Genomic DNA, 16,273 nt, shown 5'->3' with positions numbered 1-16,273 from the left:
ACCCCCGGGCGCCGCGGCCCGCCGGTGTCCCCGGGCCCTCCCCACGCGCTCTGCGGGCTCTACGCGCCCTCGGCGAGCAGTTCCGCCAGCGCCTCGGCGAACGCCGTGAGCCGGTCCAGCTCCGCTCCCCGGCGGGCCACCCGGAACCCGTGGCGGCGCCCCCAGAACGCCGCCTGGACGGCATGGAGCTGGGCCCACCGCCGGACGCGTGCGCGGTGGAGCCCGGCGGCCTCGGAGAAGACGTCCAGGATCCGGTGCGCGGCCCTGCCGAGGTCGTCGGCGCCGATGAGGGACAGCGCCCGGGACTTGAGCAGTGTCCCGCCGTCGTAGGCGGGATCCCCCGCACATCCCTTGGGGTCGACGGCGAGCCACGGTTCCCGCTCGCCGGGCAGGATGTTCCCGGCGTGCAGGTCGCCGTGGACGATCAGCTCCGGCTGGGCGCGGCCCTGTTCACGGACGGTGGCGAGCGCCGCGCCCAGCGCCCTCGGCGCGAGGCGGTGCGGCAACTCCCGTGCGTCCGCTTCCAGTTGTGCCTCCCACTCGGGGGCACGGTCGGCGAGCCGGGGCAGCCAAGGCGGTGCCGGGACAGCGAGCCGCCGGCTCAGCCGGCCCGCGACCGCGACCAGTTCGTCGCCGTCCGCGAGCCGGCCCAGGGGCGTGGTCCCGGCCCGCTCCAGCAGCAGCGCGTAGCGCGCGTCGTCGCGCGCGTGCAGCAGGACGGCGCCGCGCCCGCGCCAGGCGGCGAAGGCGTCCGGCTCATGGACGTTGCCGGGGTGCGGAAAGGACACCTTGAGCACGGCGGGCCGCCCGCCGGGCCGGAGCACGGGGACCACAAGACCGACTCCCCCGTGCAGCACCGGCCCGTCGGGCACGCACTCCCAGCGCCGCGTCAACTCCTCCGCCAGAGCGGGCAGCTCGGCGATCCAGGCCGCCCCCGGCGCCCCCTCGCGCGCGACGGTGCCCCGGGCCAACGCCTCCGGAACCACGATCATCCGGGCACCCTACCGTCGGCCCCGCGCACTGCCGGGAACCGGCAATTCCCTTGCCGGGAAAGGCCCGTCGAACGGGTCGGTGCGCACTCTGGTCAGCGGGACGGCGGTGCGCTATACCTTCTTCGCGTGATTGATTCTGCTTGTTTGAGCACCCTACCAAGCACGTTCAATCATCATTGTCCGGTTCAGTGACGTGTGCGAAGGGATCGACATGACCGCTCCACCCCGCAGACGAAAGGCCCGCCGCTCCTCGGGGGCGGCACTGGCGGCCGCGGCCGTGCTCGCGGTGCTCGCGACCACGGCCGGCCCCTCGACACCGGCCCTGGCGGCCGAGTCGGCCGGTGCCACGGCCTCCTCCGTGATCGGCGCGGTCACAGGCTTCTCGCACTCCGGCGCCGCCTACACGTTCACGGCGGGCACGGCCAAGGCGCGGGTCACCTTCGTCACGGCCGACACCTTCCGCATCGAGGTCGCCCCCGACGGCACGTTCACCGACCCGGTCGGCGCCGACATCGTGCTGCCCCAGGGCAAGGCGCCCGCCACCCGCTGGCGCGACCGCGGCGACCGCTACGAGCTGTCCACGGACAAGGTGACCCTGCGCGCCTACAAGTCGGCGCTGCGGTTCGGCCTGTACCGCGCCGACGGCACCCGGCTGTGGGAGGAGTCGCGCGGCATCAGCTGGGACGGCACCGCCACCACCCAGACCCTGGCGCGCGGCGCCGACGAGCAGTTCTACGGCACGGGCGAGCAGAACGGCAGCGGCAACACCTCGCACCGCGGCAAGACGCTCCAGGTCGGCGTCGACTACAACTGGAACGAGGGCGGCCACCCCAACTCGGTGCCGTTCTACCTCTCTTCAGCGGGCTACGGCGTCTACCGCAACACCTACGCGCCCGGCACCTACGCCTTCACCGACCCGGTCACCACCACCGAGCGGGAGAACCGCTTCGACGCCTACTACTTCGCCGGGAACACCGCCAAGGACGTCATCGGCCGGTACACCGAGCTGACCGGCCGCCCGATGCTCCCGCCGGTCTACGGCCTGGAGGTGGGCGACTCGGACTGCTACCTGCACAACGCCAACCGCGGCGAGCGGCACACCCTGGACTCGCTCAAGGTCGCCGACGACTACGCCAAGAACGACATGCCGCTGGGCTGGATGCTCGTCAACGACGGCTACGGCTGCGGCTACGAGAACCTCGCCGAGACCGCCAAGGGCCTCAACTCCCGCAAGATGCAGATGGGTCTGTGGACCGAGGACGGCCTGGACAAGCTGGCCGACCAGGTCAAGGCGGGCCAGCGGGTGGCCAAGCTGGACGTGGCCTGGGTGGGCGACGGCTACAAGTTCGCGCTGGACGGCTGCAAGGCCGCCTACCGGGGCATCGAGGACAACAGCGACGCGCGCGGCTTCACCTGGGCCCCGGAGAGCTGGTCGGGCGCGCAGCGCTGCGGGGTGCAGTGGAGCGGCGACCAGTCCGGCAGCTGGGACTACATCCGCTGGCAGATCCCGACGTACGCGGGCGCCACCATGTCGGGGCTGGCCTACACCTCCGGTGACGTGGACGGCATCTTCGGCGGCAGCGCCAAGACGTACACCCGCGACCTGCAATGGAAGTCCTTCCTGCCGGCCGTGATGACCATGGACGGCTGGGCCGCCAAGGACAAGCAGCCCTATCAGTACGGCGAGCCGTACACCAGCATCAACCGCAAGTACCTGAAGCTCAAGGAATCGCTGCTGCCGTACATGTACACGTACGCGGCCGAGGCCAACCGCACCGGCGTCGGCGCCGTGCGCCCGCTGGCGCTGGAGTACCCCGACGACCCGAAGGCGGCGGGCGACGCCGCCAAGTACGAGTTCCTGACCGGCAAGGACTTCCTGGTCGCGCCGGTCTACAGCGACACCTCGGTCCGCGACGGCATCTACCTGCCCAAGGGCGACTGGGTGGACTACTGGACCGGCAGGACCTACCACGGGCCGGTCACCGTGAACGGCTACCAGGCGCCCCTGGACACCCTGCCGCTGTTCGTCAGGGCGGGCGCCACGATCCCGATGTGGCCGGGCGTCAACTCCTACCAGGACCGCACCGCCGGCTCCCCGCTGGCCTGGGACGTCTACCCGCAGGGCCGCAGCACCTTCACCCTGTACGAGGACGACGGCGTCACCCGGCAGCACCGCGCCGGGAAGTACGGCGAGCAGCCGGTGACGGTGACCGCTCCGCGCAGCGGCGCCGGTTCCGTGCGCATCGCGGTCGGCGCCGAGTCCGGTGACTTCACCGGCAAGCAGAAGAGCCGCCCGTACGCCTTCACCGTGCACACCGGTTCGGCCCCGGCCCAGGTGGGTCTGGACGGCCGGACGCTGCCCCGTCTGACCTCGAAGGCCGCCTTCGACGCGGCCGGCCAGGGCTGGTGGTACGACCCCTCCGACCGGGCCGGGGTCGTGCAGGTGAAGACCCGCGCGCTGAGCACCGCGCACGGCTTCCGGATCGACCTCGCCGGGGCGAGCGCGCTGGGCGGCAAGGTACCCGGGGCCACCGGCGACCTCGCGGTCACCGCGCCCGAGGAGCTGGGCGCGGGGGTCTCCGCCGAGGTGAACGTGGACTTCACGGCGGGACGCACCGGCGCCACCGCGACCCGGCTGTCCCTGACCGCGCCCGAGGGCTGGACGGTGTCACCGGCCAAGGAGCTGGGCCGCGTCGCGCCGGGCCGCCGGGTGAGCGCGCGGTTCACCGTGACCGCCCCGGCCGGTGCCACGGCGGGCGAGGCCGTGCTGAGCGGCGGCGCCCGCTACCGGGCGGCGGGCGAGGAGCACACCGCCACCGCGCGGACCGCGCTGCGCACCATGCCCGCGCCGCCCAAGGGCGACAGCTGGGCCAGTGACCTGGCCTGGCTGGGCTCCACCAACGGCTACGGACCGGCCGAACGCGATCAGAGCAACGGGGAGTCGGCGGCGGGCGACGGCCGTCCGCTCACCCTGAACGGCACCACGTACGCCAAGGGCATCGGGGTGCACGCGGACTCCGACATCGAGTTCTGGCTCGGCGGGCAGTGCTCCTCCCTGACCGCGACCGCCGGTGTCGACGACGAGATCAACGGCTACGGCGGAGTGTCGTTCTCGGTCGTCGCCGACGGCAAGAAGGTGTGGTCCTCGCCCACCGTCAGCGGCGCCTCGGACCCGCTGCCGGTGAACGTGCCGCTGGCCGGGGCCCGCCATGTCCACCTGGTGGTGACCGACACGGACGGCACCAAGTCCGGTGACCACGGGGACTGGGCGGACGCGAAGTTCCACTGCGCGGGCTGACCGGTCCGCCGCGCTACGGTGCCCCGGCCCCCCGGGCCGGGGCACCGGCCTGTGCGGTGCTGGCCCGGACGATCAACTGCGGGTCCACCGAGGCCGGTTCGGGCACCGCGCCCGGGTCGGCGATCAGCCGCAGCAGATGCGCCACGGCGAGCGTGCCCATCTGGCTGAACGGCTGGGCGACGGTGGTCAGGGACGGCGAGCAGTACTCGGCCAGCTCGATGTCGTCGACCCCGACCACGGAGATGTCCTCGGGCACCCGGCGCCCCAGCTCGTGCAGGGCCCTGATGGCGCCGAAGGCCATCTCGTCGCTGGCGACGAACACCGCCGTGGCGTCCGGGATCCGGCCCAGGATCAGCCCGTTGCGGTAGCCGGAGGCCGGGGACCAGTCGCCCTCCAGCGGCGGCGGCACCGGGCGGCCCGCCTCCTCAAGGGTGCTGCGCCAGCCGTCGCGCCGTGCCGCGGCCTCCAGCCACTCCTCGGGCCCCGCGATGTGCCAGACCGTGTCGTGGCCGAGGTCGAGCAGATGCCGGGTGGCCAGCCGGGCGGCCAGGCCCTGGTCGATGGCGACGACCTCGGTGGCGTCGGTGCGCGAGCCGTCGATGGTGATGGTGGGCGTAGCCCGGGTGAGCTGCTCGATGCGCGGGCTGCCGTGGATCAGCGGCACCGACAGGATGACGCCCTCCACGTCCTGGTCGGCCAGGCGGGACAGGGCGGCCTCGATGGCGGAGGTGTCCAGCGAGGTGGTGGTCGCGGTGCTGACCGCGTACCCGGCGGCCTCGGCGGCGTGCTCGATGCCCGAGGTGACCGCGGCCCGCGAGTAGAAGTTCGTCTGGAGCGTCACCACGCCGATGGTGCGGCTGCGGCCCGAGGAGAGCATGCGGGCCGCGTTGTTGCGGCGGTAGCCGAGCTGCTCCACCGCGGTCAGGACCTTGGCGCGCGTCTTCTCCTGCACATTGGGGTGGCCCGACAGCACCCGGGACACGGTCTGCGCCGACACCCCCGCCACCCGGGCCACGTCCGCCATCCCCGGCGGCCGTCCCCCGCCGTCCTTGAGCTTCGCCATGGGTTCCTTCCTCGTACCGGACGTCGATGATATCGCCCACACGGCCGTTCATCAGCTCTTTCACCGGGTCGGGGCTTTCCCTGGACCCCACTATTGGCATCGATAACATTCTCTGCCATAGTTTCGGCATTCAGCGCGCCGGCCCACGGCCGGGCCTCTGCCCCATGCCGTGCGCCTGGCCTCGCGGAGGCACCTCCTCCGCACCACCCAAGCCCTTCAGGAGGAGCCGTGAAGCGATCCATTACCCGAATTGCCGGGATAGCGGGAGCGTTGGGCCTCGCCCTCACCGCCACGGGATGCGGCGGATCCGACGGCGGCTCGTCCTCCGCCTCCGGCAAGGGATCGATCACATTCTGGGGCTGGGCACCCGGTTACGAGGACGCCGTCGCCGCCTTCAACAAGAGCCACCCGGACCTCAAGGTCACCTACCAGGCCGTGCAGCCGGGCGCCAAGGGCGGCTACCAGAAGATGCTCAACGCGGTGAAGGCGGGCAACGCGCCCTGTCTGGCCCAGGTCGGCTACGAGACGCTGCCCAGCTTCGCCGCCCAGGGCGCCCTGAAGGACGTGACCAAGTACGCCTCCGCCGACCAGGGCGACTATCAGAGCGCGGCCTGGCAGTCGGTCTCCCTCGGCGGCGCCGTCTACGGCGCCCCCGTGGACACCGGCCCCATGGCACTCTTCTACAACAAGAAGGTCTTCGACTCGCTCGGTCTGAAGCCGCCCGTCACCTGGGACGAGTACCGCGAGGACGCCAAGAAGATCCACGCCTCGGACCCGCACCGCTACATCTCCTCGCCCTACCTGGACTACGACTACGCGGGCCTCGCCTGGCAGACCGGCGCCGGATGGTTCGGCGTCCAGGGCGACGCCTGGCAGGTGACCATGGCGTCCGCGGCCAACAAGCGGGTCGCCGACTACTGGCAGGGCCTCGCCGACGACAAGCTGATCAGCGGCGCCCCGATGTACGACCAGGCCTGGTACACGGGCATCGGCAACGGTGACATCGCCACCGTCGTCGGCGCGGTCTGGCAGGCCGGTGTCATCAAGGGCGGTGCGAAGAGCGGCTCGGGCCAGTGGGCGGTGGCACCGCTGCCGCAGTGGAGCAAGGGCGCCGGCCAGGTGGGCAACGCGGGCGGCTCCGCGACCGCCGTCCTCAAGGGCTGCGACAACCCCGAGGGCGCCTGGGAGTTCGCGCACTGGCTCGGCACCGACCGCGACGCCTTCGGCGGGCTGGTCGAGAAGGCCGCGCTCTACCCGGCCGCCAAGAAGCTGCTCGACCTGCCCCAGCTGAAGGGCGGCGACCCGTACTTCGGCGGCCAGAAGATCTACGACGTGTTCGCCGCCGCCGCGCCGCAGGTCAACTCCAGCTGGACCTGGGGCCCGCTGATGACCAAGACCGCCGCCGACCTCGACGACGGCCTCGGCAAGGCATGGGCGGGCAAGGGCACGATCGCGGGCGCGCTCAGCGGCGCGCAGGACAAGACCGTGTCGGAGATGAAGAAGCAGGGCCTGAAGGTCGCCGAGTGAACGAGTCCGTGATCGACGGGGCTCCCGCGACGCCGGCCGTCGGCGGTGGCCGGCGCACCGCCGGCGCCGCCCGGCCGGCGCCCGCCGCCGCGCCCGCGCGGCCGGCCCGCTCACGCCGCCTGCGGCCCCTGCTCTTCTGCGCCCCCTTCCTGGTCCTGTTCACCGCGATGTACGTGGCGCCGATCGTCTACGCGGCGGTCAGCAGCCTGTTCACCGTGCACCGCTCCGGCCTCGGCCTGACCGCCCCGACCAAGGTCTTCGACCCGCTCGGCAACTACAGCAGGGCGTTCGGCGACGGCGCCTTCCTGTCCTCGCTCGGCCGGGTCGCGCTGTTCGGCCTGGTCCAGGTCCCCGTGATGCTCGGCACGGCCCTGGCCCTCGCGCTGCTGATCGACTCCCGCTCCGCGCGCGGCAAGGGCTTCTTCCGGCTCTCCAGCTTCCTGCCGTACGCCATCCCCGGTGTGAGCGCCGCGCTGGTCTGGTCGTTCATGTACTCCTCGCAGTCCAGCCCGATCAACCGGCTGCTGCACCCGGTCGGCTTCTCGATCCCGTTCTTCCACAGCGAGGTGGTGCTGTGGTCGGTGGCGAACATCGTCACCTGGAGCTGGGCCGGGTACAACATGATCATCATCTACGCGGCGCTCCAGTCGATCCCCGCGGAGGTGCTGGAGGCCGCCCGGATGGACGGCGCCTCGGCCCTGCGGATCGCCTGGAGCATCAAGATCCCGGCGGTGCGCGGCGCGCTGGTCCTCACCGCCGTGTTCTCCATCATCGGCTCGGCGCAGCTCTACAACGAGCCGACCGTGCTCCAGCCCGTCTCCGACGGCTCGATCTCCTCGACGTTCACCCCGATCATGTCCGCGCAGAACGCGGTCGCGGCGGGCAACTACCCGTACGCCGCCGCGCAGTCCGTCCTCCTGGCCCTCCTGGTGGGTGTCGTGTCCTTCGTGTTCTTCAAGCTGACCCACCGCGGGGAGGAGCAGGCATGAGCGCGCTGAGCACCCGGCCCGCCCTGGTCCGCTCGCGCCGGGAGAGCCGCCCGGCGAGCCGCGTCACCGTCATGGCGCTGCTGGGGCTGTCCGCCTTCTACTTCCTCTTCCCGCTGTGGTGGCTGCTGGTCTCGGCGACCAAGCCGTTCGGCGACCAGTTCTCCGGCAACGGCCTGTGGTTCGACGGCTTCGGACTGTTCGGCAACCTCTCCCGGCTCAGCTCCCAGGACGGCGGCATCTTCTGGCGCTGGATGCTCAACAGCGTGCTGTACTGCGGGGTCGGCGCCCTGCTCGGCACCGCCTTCTCGGCGCTGGCCGGGTACGCGCTCGCCAAGTACGACTTCCCCGGGCGCGGCGCGGTGTTCGGCGCGGTCCTGGCGGCCGTGCTGGTGCCCAAGGTGCTGTTCACGCTGCCGCTGTACCTGATGTTCTCCGGGGTGCATCTGATCGACAACCCGCTGGCCGTGCTGCTGCCCAGCGTGGTCAGCCCGTTCGGCGTCTACCTCTCCCGGGTGTTCGCCGCGCAGACGGTGCCCGACGAGGTGCTGGAGGCCGGACGGCTGGACGGCGCGGGCGAGTTCCGCATCTTCCGTACCATCGGGGTGCGGATGATGCTGCCCGCGCTGGTGACGATCTTCCTGTTCCAGTTCGTGGAGATCTGGAACAACTACCTGCTGCCCGCGATGGTGCTCGGCGACGACCGGCTTCAGCCGGTCACGGTCGGCCTGGTCGGCTGGAACGCCAGCCATGTCGCGGTGCCGCCCCCGCTGGTCGTCATCGGCTCGCTGGTGTCCGTCGTCCCGCTTCTGATCGCCTTCCTCGCGCTCCAGCGGTTCTGGCGCGCGGGCATGACCGCCGGAGCCGTCAAGTGACCACCTCAGCACCGCAGTCCGCGGACACCGCCGCCGCACCGGAGGCGGCCCCGCCCCTGCTCACCCACGCGGACGGCACCCTGCTGCGGGCGGGCCGCCCGCACCGCGTCCTGGCCGGCTCGCTGCACTACTTCCGCGTCCACCCCGCCCAGTGGGCCGACCGGCTGCACCGGCTCGCCGCGCTCGGTCTCAACACCGTGGACACCTACGTCCCGTGGAACTTCCACGAACGCGTGCCGGGCGAGGCCGGGTTCGACGGCTGGCGGGACCTGCCGCGCTTCGCGGCCCTGGCGCAGGAGGCGGGACTCGACGTCATCGTGCGCCCGGGTCCGTACATCTGCGCCGAATGGGACAACGGCGGTCTCCCGGCCTGGCTGACCGGTACCCCGGGCATGCTGCTGCGCACCTGCCACGGGCCCTTCCTGGACGCCGTCGCCCGCTGGTTCGACGAGCTGATCCCGCGCGTCGCCGCACTCCAGGCGGGCCGCGGCGGACCGGTCGTCGCGGTGCAGATCGAGAACGAGTACGGCAGTTACGGCGACGACCAGGACTATCTGCGCTGGGTGCGCGATGCCCTGGTGGCGCGCGGGATCACCGAGCTGCTGTACACGGCGGACGGGCCGACGGCGCTGATGCAGGACGGCGGCAGCGTGCCCGGCGAGCTGGCGGCGGCGACGTTCGGCTCGCGTCCGGACGAGGCGGCGGCCCTGCTGCGCTCGCGGCGCGCCGACGAGCCGTTCGTCTGCGCCGAGTTCTGGAACGGCTGGTTCGACCACTGGGGCGAGAAGCACCATGTGCGGTCCGCCGTCAGCGCGGCCGAGGACGTGGGCCGCATCCTCGACGCCGGTGGCTCGGTGAGCCTGTACATGGCGCACGGCGGCACGAACTTCGGGCTCTGGGCCGGTGCCAACCACGACGGCGAGCGCCTCCAGCCGACGGTCACGAGCTACGACTCGGACGCGCCCATCGCCGAACACGGCGCGCTCACCCCGAAGTTCCACGCCCTGCGGGAGAAGCTGGCCGCGCCCGGCGCCGGTGCGGCCCGGGAGCTTCCCGACCCGCCCGCCGACGCCCCGCTGCTCGCGCCGCGCACCCTGGAGGTCACCCGGCACCCCGGTCTGCTGAGCGCGCTGCGGGCGGTGGCCGAGCCGGTGCGCGCCCCGCTGCCGCTGAGCTTCGAGGAGCTGGGCCAGGCGTCCGGCCTGGTGCTGTACTCGGCCGAGCCGCTGCTGCCGCCGGGTCCCCAGGAGCTGACCGTCACCGGGCTGCACGACCGCGCCCAGGTGTTCGTGGACGGCGCCCCCGTGGCCGTGCTGGACCGCGAGACGGCCTCCTTCACGGTGCCCGGCGCCGGGGCCCGGGTGCGTCTCGAACTGCTGGTGGAGAACCAGGGCCGGATCAACTACGGGCCGCTGCTCGGCCAGGGCAAGGGCATCCTGGGCGGGGTCCGGGTGGAGCGGCGGCTGGTCCACGGCTGGACCATGCGCCGGCTGCCGCTGGACGAGTGGGGGCGGCCGGAGACCGGCCGGGCGCTCGCGGCGGCGTCCGGCGAGGACCGGGCCGGATTCGCCACCGCCCGGCTCACCGTGACCGAGCCGGCCGACACCTTCCTGGCCCTGCCGGGCTTCGGCAAGGGCTTCGTCTGGGTCGGCGACACCCTGCTGGGCCGCTACTGGGAGACCGGCCCGCAGACCACGCTCTATCTGCCCGCTCCGCTGCTGAGGGCCGGGGAGAACACCCTCACCGTGCTGGAGCTGGAGCGCTTCGGCGACCGTCTCGCCCTGCTGGACGGTCCCGTGCTCGGACCGGCCGAGGAGTACGTCGAGACCTTCGACTGACCGCGTACCGCACAGGGGGGCCACCGACCGGACCGGCATCGACACCGGTCCGCCGCACCGCACAGGAACCACACCCAGGGGCCGGCGCACCGCGCGCCGGCCCCCTCCCGAGAAGGAGAACCTGTGTCCACTCACCGCAAGAGACTGGCCGGAGCACTGCTCGCCGCGGTCCTCGCCGCGGCGACGGCCGTCACCGGCGGCAGCGCCCTCGCCGCACCGAAGGCACCGGCGGCCGGTGCCGCCGCCCCCTCCTACACCGTCACCGTCGGCGCGAAAGGCTCCTGGACCCACCCGGACGACACCCCGGCCGCCCCGTACCTCGACAAGGACGGCACGTTCCACTTCCAGCAGGCCCACTCCCTGTACGGCGCGAACGACAGCCGCGCGTGGACCTTCTTCACCGGCAAGGACCTGGACAGCGCCACCCGCGACGGCGCCCTGAGCGACGCGGTGGACCCGGCCGAGTCCCGCGACCGCAACAACGACACCACCTGGCGCTGCAACAACAGCCCCACCGGCCGGGAGTCGAGCTACGCGCCCTCCGGTTCGAGCTACGCGCAGAAGAACTACTGCGACCTGGCGGGTGTGTGGGTCGACCCGGACACCGGCGACTGGTACGGGCTGGTCCACAACGAGTTCACCCCGCAGCCCTTCGGCGACGGCCTGCACTACGACGCGATCGACTACGCCGTCTCCAAGGACCAGGGCCGGACCTGGACCGTCAAGGACCATGTGATCACCTCGCCGTACAGCACGAAGCGCGGTGACACGGCGGCCTTCCCACAGCAGACCTTCGACTACGGCGACGGCGACCCGCGCCTGTTCGCGGACACCGCCTCCGGCTACTTCTACGTCTTCTACGGCTCGCGGATCGTGGACAAGGGCGGCAGCTGGAAGGCGTTCCACGCGCATGTCGCCCGCGCGCCGATCGCCTCCAAGATGGCGCCGGGCTCGTGGCAGAAGTGGTACGACGGCGCCTGGTCCCAGCCCGGCACGGGCGGCCGGGAGAGCAACATGGTGCCGGTCGACTCCGCACACCCCGCGGGCTACACCCCGGCGGACAAGGAGTACGACCCGACGCGCACCGGCACGGTCGCCCAGCAGGTGGCGGCGGGCACCACGCCCCCGACCTCGCCCCTGTTCGTCATGGACATCACCTACAACGCCTATCTGGGGCTGTACATCGGAGAGCCCCAGGCGGTCGACCAGAGCGGCAGCGCGCCGCAGCAGTTCTACGCCACCGACGACCTGGCCTCGCAGAAGTGGCGGCTGATCGGTGACACCGGCGGGCACACCACCGCCTCCTGGTACCGCTGGTTCCTGGACCCGGCGAACCGGACCAGCTCGGCGGTGGTCGGCAAGTCGTTCCGCTCCTACTGCTCCTTCGGCTGCTCGGGCGGCTCGTCCGGCGAGTACGTGAACGTCACCATCGGCTCCTCGGCACCGGCCGCTCCCCTGGACACGAGCCGCGCCTACCGCGTCTCCAGCGGTGGCGGCCGGGTCCTCGCCCAGGTGGCCGGGGGCTCGGCGGCCACCTCCGAGGCGAGCGCGAACGGCTCCGCCCTCCAGTCGTGGATCTTCACCGGCAACGGCGACGGCTCGTACCGCGTCGCCAACGCCTCCACCGGCGGCCTGCTGGGCGTGGACTCCTCCGCCACCGCCCAGCGCGCCTGGGGCACCCGGCCCACCGTCACTCCGGCGGGACCGGGCGGCGCCACCGTGGGGCAGCAGTGGTGGGTCGTGCCCGGCACCTCGGCGGACGGCCGGGCGAACGGCACGTACCGGCTGGTCAACCGCTACAGCGGTCTGGTGGTCGGTCTGTCGGGCGAGTCGGCGCGGCCCGCCGAGACCACCCCGGCCCGCTTCTGGACCGCCGGCGGCGGGGTCGGCGGCACGCGCACCGGGGCCGAGCAGACGCTGACGCTCACGCCGACCGGGGCGGCCCCGGCGCCGCTGGAGGGCGTCCACACCCTCACCACCACGGGCGGGAAGGTGCTGGAGAGCCCCGGCCGCAGCACCAGCGCGGGCACCGCGCTCGGCATCTGGACGCCGAACGGCGGCGACCACCAGAAGTGGCGGTTCACCCGGCAGGACGACGGCTCCTACGAGCTGGTCAACCTCACCTCGGGGCTCTGCGCCGACGTGGAGAGCGGTTCCACCGCGTCGGGCGCCCGGGTGATCCAGTGGACCTGCACCGGCGGCACCAACCAGCGCTGGACGGTCGGTGCCGCGGCGGACGGCACCTCCACCGTGGCCTCGGTGCGCAGCGGGCTGCTGCTGACCGCCGGTTCGACGGCCGACGGCGCCGCGGTGACACAGCGTCCCGCGGCGGACTCACCGCTCCAGCGGTGGCTGATCGGCTGAGCGCGCCGCCCCGCGCCCGTCCGGTCCCCGGTCTTCCCGGGGGCCGGGCGGGCGCCGCCGTGTTTACGGGTGCCGTGTTCGCGCCAGTCGTGTTTATGGCCCGGAGCGTTTATGGCCCGGAGCGCCGGGTCACTCATCGGTACGACGGCAGGGAGCAGACATGATTCGTTCAGCGGACCTCCGCGAATGGCGCAACCACGACGTGGTCGACCAGGAGGGTCACAAGATCGGCGCGCTGGAAGCGGTCTATGTGGACACCAGCACCGACGAACCGGCCATGGTGACCGTCCGCGCGGGGCTGCCCACCCGGCAGCGCCTGTTCTTCGTCCCGGTCGACGACGCGGTCGTGGGGCCCGACTACCTGAAGGTGGCCCAGCCCAAGGGGCTGGTCAAGAAGGCCCCCTCCATCGGCACCGACGACGTCCTGCCCGCCGAGCAGGAGGCCGCGATCTTCCAGCACTACGACCTGCCCTACCGCCCCGGCGCCGGCGGAGAGCGGCGGCTCGCCCGCCGCTGACCGGTGGGGCCGTGCCCCGAGGAGGAGCAGATGGCCATCGACACCGTCGAACGGTTCCTGATCGCCCTCGATCCGCGCCACCGGGAGCAGGTGCGGGGGCTGCCCCGGGAGGAGCGGGACCGGCTCGCCGCCACCTGGGAGGACGAGCTGCGCGAGGACACCGACCTCGACACCCTGAGCGAGCTGTCGCCCGCGGCGGCCGAGAGCGAGGCGGCGGCGCGGGTCGCCCGGAAGGTCCTCGACGGGCCTCGGGACTGAGGGCCGCGCACCTCGCGCCCGGCGCCCGCCGCGCCTACAGTGCGCCCATGGTCAAGTCGCGCAAGGTACAGGAAGAGGACGCCTGGGACGGCGTCGTGGCGGACAAGACCCGGCGGTCGACCGACGGTTCCGGTCTCTACCACTACGTGGAGGTGCGCCTGTCCGGCGGCGGGACCGGAAGATTCCGTGTCGACAAGGCGCTGTGGGAGACCCTGTCCGTCGGTGACCGCCTGGTGAAGGAGGCGGGCGCCGCCGCCCCTGCCAGGGCGTGAGCGTGCGTCCGGGCCGGCCGCGGCGGGCCGGCCCGGAGGTGCGGGCGGTCAGGACAGGTCGAACCGGTCCAGGTTCATGACCTTGGTCCAGGCCGCGACGAAGTCGGTCACGAACTTCTCCTTCGCGTCGTCGCTCGCGTACACCTCGGCCACTGCGCGCAGCTCGGAGTGGGAGCCGAAGACCAGGTCGGCGCGGCTGCCGGTCCACCTGATCTCGCCGGTGGCCGGGTCGTAGCCCTCGAAGGTGCCCGCGTCGGCGGAGACCGCCCGCCACTGCGTGCCGAGGTCGAGCAGGTTGACGAAGAAGTCGTTGGTGAGGACGCCGGGCGTGGCGGTGAGGACGCCGAGCGGCGACCGCTGGTGGTTGGCGCCCAGCACCCGCAGCCCGCCGACCAGGACGGTCATCTCGGGCGCGCTGAGCGTCAGCAGGTTGGCCCGGTCGATCAGCAGGTACTCGGCGGGCAGCCGGTTTCCCTTGCCGAGGTGGTTGCGGAAGCCGTCGGCGGCCGGTTCCAGAGCGGCGAACGACTCGACGTCCGTCTGCTCCTGCGCGGCGTCCACCCGGCCGGGGGTGAAGGGGACCTCGATCTCGAACCCGGCCTGCGCGGCGGCCCGTTCGACGCCCACGCCGCCGGCCAGGACGATCAGGTCGGCCAGCGAGACGCCCTTGCCGTCGCTCCGCCCGGCGTTGAAGGACTCCTGGACGCCCTCCAGGGCGCGCAGCACGGCCGCCAGGCGGTCGGGGTCGTTGGCCTCCCAGCCGCGCTGCGGCTCCAGCCGGATACGGGCGCCGTCGGCGCCGCCGCGCTTGTCGCTGCCGCGGAAGGACGAGGCCGACGCCCAGGCGGTGAAGACCAGTTCGGACACCGGCAGGCCGGTCCCGGTGATCTGCGCCTTGAGGGCGGCGACGTCCTCGGCGTCCAGGAGCGCGTACGTCCGCTCGGGCAGCGGGTCCTGCCAGAGCAGAACCTCGGTGGGCACCTCGGGACCGAGGTAGCGGGAGACCGGGCCCATGTCGCGGTGGGTCAGCTTGAACCAGGCCCGCGCGAAGGCGTCGGCGAACTCGTCGGGATGCTCCAGGAAGCGCCGCGAGATCGGCTCGTAGACCGGGTCGAAGCGGAGCGAGAGGTCGGTGGTCAGCATGGTGGGGGCGTGCCGCCTGGACGGGTCGTGCGCGTCGGGGACCGTACCGGCGCCCGCGCCGTCCTTCGGCCGCCACTGCTGGGCGCCCGCCGGGGACTCGAACAGCTCCCACTCGTAGCCGAACAGGGTCTCGAAGAAGGTGTTGTCCCAGGTCGTCGGGGTGGCCGTCCAGGTCACCTCCAGACCGCTGGTGATGGCGTCGCCGCCCTTGCCGGTGCCGAAGGCGTTCTTCCAGCCGAGGCCCTGGTCCTCCAGGCCGGCGGCCTCCGGGTCGGGTCCGACGTGGTGGGCCGGTCCCGCGCCGTGCGTCTTGCCGAAGGTGTGGCCGCCCGCGATGAGCGCGACGGTCTCCTCGTCGTTCATCGCCATCCGGCGGAAGGTCTCGCGGATGTCGCGGGCCGCGGCGATCGGGTCCGGATTGCCGTTCGGGCCCTCGGGGTTGACGTAGATGAGTCCCATCTGCACGGCGCCGAGCGGGTTCTCCAGCTCACGGTCGCCGGTGTAGCGCCGGTCGCCGAGCCAGGTGGTCTCGGGGCCCCAGTAGACGTCCTCCTCGGCCTCCCAGACGTCCGCGCGGCCGCCCGCGTAGCCGAACGTCTCGAAGCCCATGGTCTCCAGGGCGACGTTCCCGGCAAGGATCAGCAGGTCGGCCCAGGAGAGGTTGCGGCCGTACTTCTTCTTGACCGGCCACAGCAGGCGGCGGGCCTTGTCGAGGTTGGCGTTGTCCGGCCAGCTGTTGAGCGGGGCGAAGCGCTGCTGCCCGGCGCCCGCGCCGCCGCGGCCGTCGCTGATGCGGTAGGTGCCCGCGCTGTGCCAGGCCATCCGGATGATCAGCGGGCCGTAGTGCCCGAAGTCGGCGGGCCACCAGTCCTGGGAGGTGGTGAGCACCTCGGCGAGGTCGCGTTTGACGGCCGCCAGGTCGAGGCCGGCGAACGCCTCGGCGTAGTCGAAGTCCGCGCCGAGCGGGTTGGCCACGTCGGGGTTCTTGGCGAGGATCCTCAGGTTGAGCCGCTCCGGCCACCACTGGCGGTTTCCGCCGCCCTGCGTGGGGTGCGGGGCGCGCCCGTGCGCGACCGGGCAGCCGTCACCGGTGTCCTGAGTCTTCGGATCGGTGACGATGGCCTCGTGGTTCTCGGACAT

12 protein-coding genes are annotated in these 16,273 nt (G+C 72.6%); 9 read left to right on the top strand and 3 right to left on the bottom strand.

The features are described from left to right. Positions 1–59 precede the first annotated feature (59 nt). A complete protein-coding gene (locus B086_RS0111400; RefSeq protein ID WP_018566538.1) occupies positions 60–992 on the bottom strand; it encodes an aminoglycoside phosphotransferase family protein in 933 nt (310 codons plus the stop codon). A gap of 211 nt (positions 993–1,203) precedes the next feature. Here B086_RS0111400 and B086_RS0111395 point away from each other — a divergent pair, with 211 nt between their 5' ends. After that, positions 1,204–4,290 carry an NPCBM/NEW2 domain-containing protein gene (locus tag B086_RS0111395; RefSeq protein WP_018566537.1) on the top strand — a complete coding sequence of 1,029 codons (3,087 nt, stop codon included), beginning with the start codon at positions 1,204–1,206 and terminating at the stop codon, positions 4,288–4,290. Between the two features lie 13 nt (positions 4,291–4,303). Here B086_RS0111395 and B086_RS0111390 read toward each other — a convergent pair whose 3' ends face one another. Continuing rightward, positions 4,304–5,353 carry a LacI family DNA-binding transcriptional regulator gene (locus tag B086_RS0111390; protein WP_018566536.1) on the bottom strand — a complete coding sequence of 350 codons (1,050 nt, stop codon included), beginning with the start codon at positions 5,351–5,353 and terminating at the stop codon, positions 4,304–4,306. Between the two features lie 228 nt (positions 5,354–5,581). On the opposite strand from B086_RS0111390, the gene B086_RS0111385 reads away from it, so the two are divergent. The 8 genes from B086_RS0111385 (at position 5,582) to B086_RS0111350 (ending at position 13,990) form a co-directional block, all read left to right on the top strand. Continuing rightward, the gene (locus tag B086_RS0111385) at positions 5,582–6,880 is read left to right on the top strand and encodes an ABC transporter substrate-binding protein (protein ID WP_026252317.1); all 1,299 of its coding nucleotides are present in this window, start codon (positions 5,582–5,584) and stop codon (positions 6,878–6,880) included. After that, positions 6,877–7,869, top strand: coding sequence for a carbohydrate ABC transporter permease (locus B086_RS0111380; protein WP_018566534.1), 993 nt, complete (start codon positions 6,877–6,879; stop codon positions 7,867–7,869). Before B086_RS0111385 ends, B086_RS0111380 begins: the two co-directional genes overlap by 4 nt. After that, entirely contained in the window at positions 7,866–8,741 is an 876-nt protein-coding gene (locus B086_RS0111375) for a carbohydrate ABC transporter permease (RefSeq protein WP_018566533.1), read from the top strand. The genes B086_RS0111380 and B086_RS0111375 overlap by 4 nt, the downstream gene beginning before the upstream one ends. Next, positions 8,738–10,579, top strand: coding sequence for a beta-galactosidase (locus B086_RS0111370; protein ID WP_018566532.1), 1,842 nt, complete (start codon positions 8,738–8,740; stop codon positions 10,577–10,579). The genes B086_RS0111375 and B086_RS0111370 overlap by 4 nt, the downstream gene beginning before the upstream one ends. 123 nt (positions 10,580–10,702) lie before the next feature. Further along, positions 10,703–12,943, top strand: coding sequence for an RICIN domain-containing protein (locus B086_RS0111365; protein ID WP_018566531.1), 2,241 nt, complete (start codon positions 10,703–10,705; stop codon positions 12,941–12,943). 160 nt (positions 12,944–13,103) lie between these two features. After that, positions 13,104–13,460: a PRC-barrel domain-containing protein gene (locus B086_RS0111360; RefSeq protein WP_018566530.1), complete on the top strand. Its 357-nt coding sequence runs from the start codon at positions 13,104–13,106 to the stop codon at positions 13,458–13,460. Between the two features lie 30 nt (positions 13,461–13,490). Further along, positions 13,491–13,718 carry a hypothetical protein gene (locus tag B086_RS0111355; protein WP_018566529.1) on the top strand — a complete coding sequence of 76 codons (228 nt, stop codon included), beginning with the start codon at positions 13,491–13,493 and terminating at the stop codon, positions 13,716–13,718. 47 nt (positions 13,719–13,765) lie between these two features. Further along, entirely contained in the window at positions 13,766–13,990 is a 225-nt protein-coding gene (locus B086_RS0111350) for a DUF7489 domain-containing protein (protein ID WP_018566528.1), read from the top strand. A gap of 48 nt (positions 13,991–14,038) precedes the next feature. Here B086_RS0111350 and katG read toward each other — a convergent pair whose 3' ends face one another. Further along, positions 14,039–16,273 (bottom strand): catalase/peroxidase HPI, encoded by a 2,235-nt coding sequence (gene katG, locus B086_RS0111345; protein ID WP_018566527.1) that lies wholly within the window; start codon positions 16,271–16,273, stop codon positions 14,039–14,041.

It is taken from the genome of Streptomyces sp. PsTaAH-124 (genome assembly GCF_000373685.1).
Lineage (GTDB): Bacteria > Actinomycetota > Actinomycetes > Streptomycetales > Streptomycetaceae > Streptomyces > Streptomyces andamanensis.
The sequence above is the reverse complement of the archived record's forward strand: the minus strand, read 5'-3'. Positions and strand labels throughout refer to the sequence as shown.

What these genes read in the sequence shown, in the direction of transcription:
- B086_RS0111400 (WP_018566538.1), bottom strand. Translation starts at nt 992, where the DNA reads ATGATCGTGGTTCCGGAGGCGTTGGCCCGGGGCACCGTCGCGCGCGAG.
- B086_RS0111395 (WP_018566537.1), top strand. Translation starts at nt 1,204, where the DNA reads ATGACCGCTCCACCCCGCAGACGAAAGGCCCGCCGCTCCTCGGGGGCG.
- B086_RS0111390 (WP_018566536.1), bottom strand. Translation starts at nt 5,353, where the DNA reads ATGGCGAAGCTCAAGGACGGCGGGGGACGGCCGCCGGGGATGGCGGAC.
- B086_RS0111375 (WP_018566533.1), top strand. Translation starts at nt 7,866, where the DNA reads ATGAGCGCGCTGAGCACCCGGCCCGCCCTGGTCCGCTCGCGCCGGGAG.
- B086_RS0111360 (WP_018566530.1), top strand. Translation starts at nt 13,104, where the DNA reads ATGATTCGTTCAGCGGACCTCCGCGAATGGCGCAACCACGACGTGGTC.
- B086_RS0111355 (WP_018566529.1), top strand. Translation starts at nt 13,491, where the DNA reads ATGGCCATCGACACCGTCGAACGGTTCCTGATCGCCCTCGATCCGCGC.
- B086_RS0111350 (WP_018566528.1), top strand. Translation starts at nt 13,766, where the DNA reads ATGGTCAAGTCGCGCAAGGTACAGGAAGAGGACGCCTGGGACGGCGTC.
- katG (WP_018566527.1), bottom strand. Translation starts at nt 16,273, where the DNA reads ATGTCCGAGAACCACGAGGCCATCGTCACCGATCCGAAGACTCAGGAC.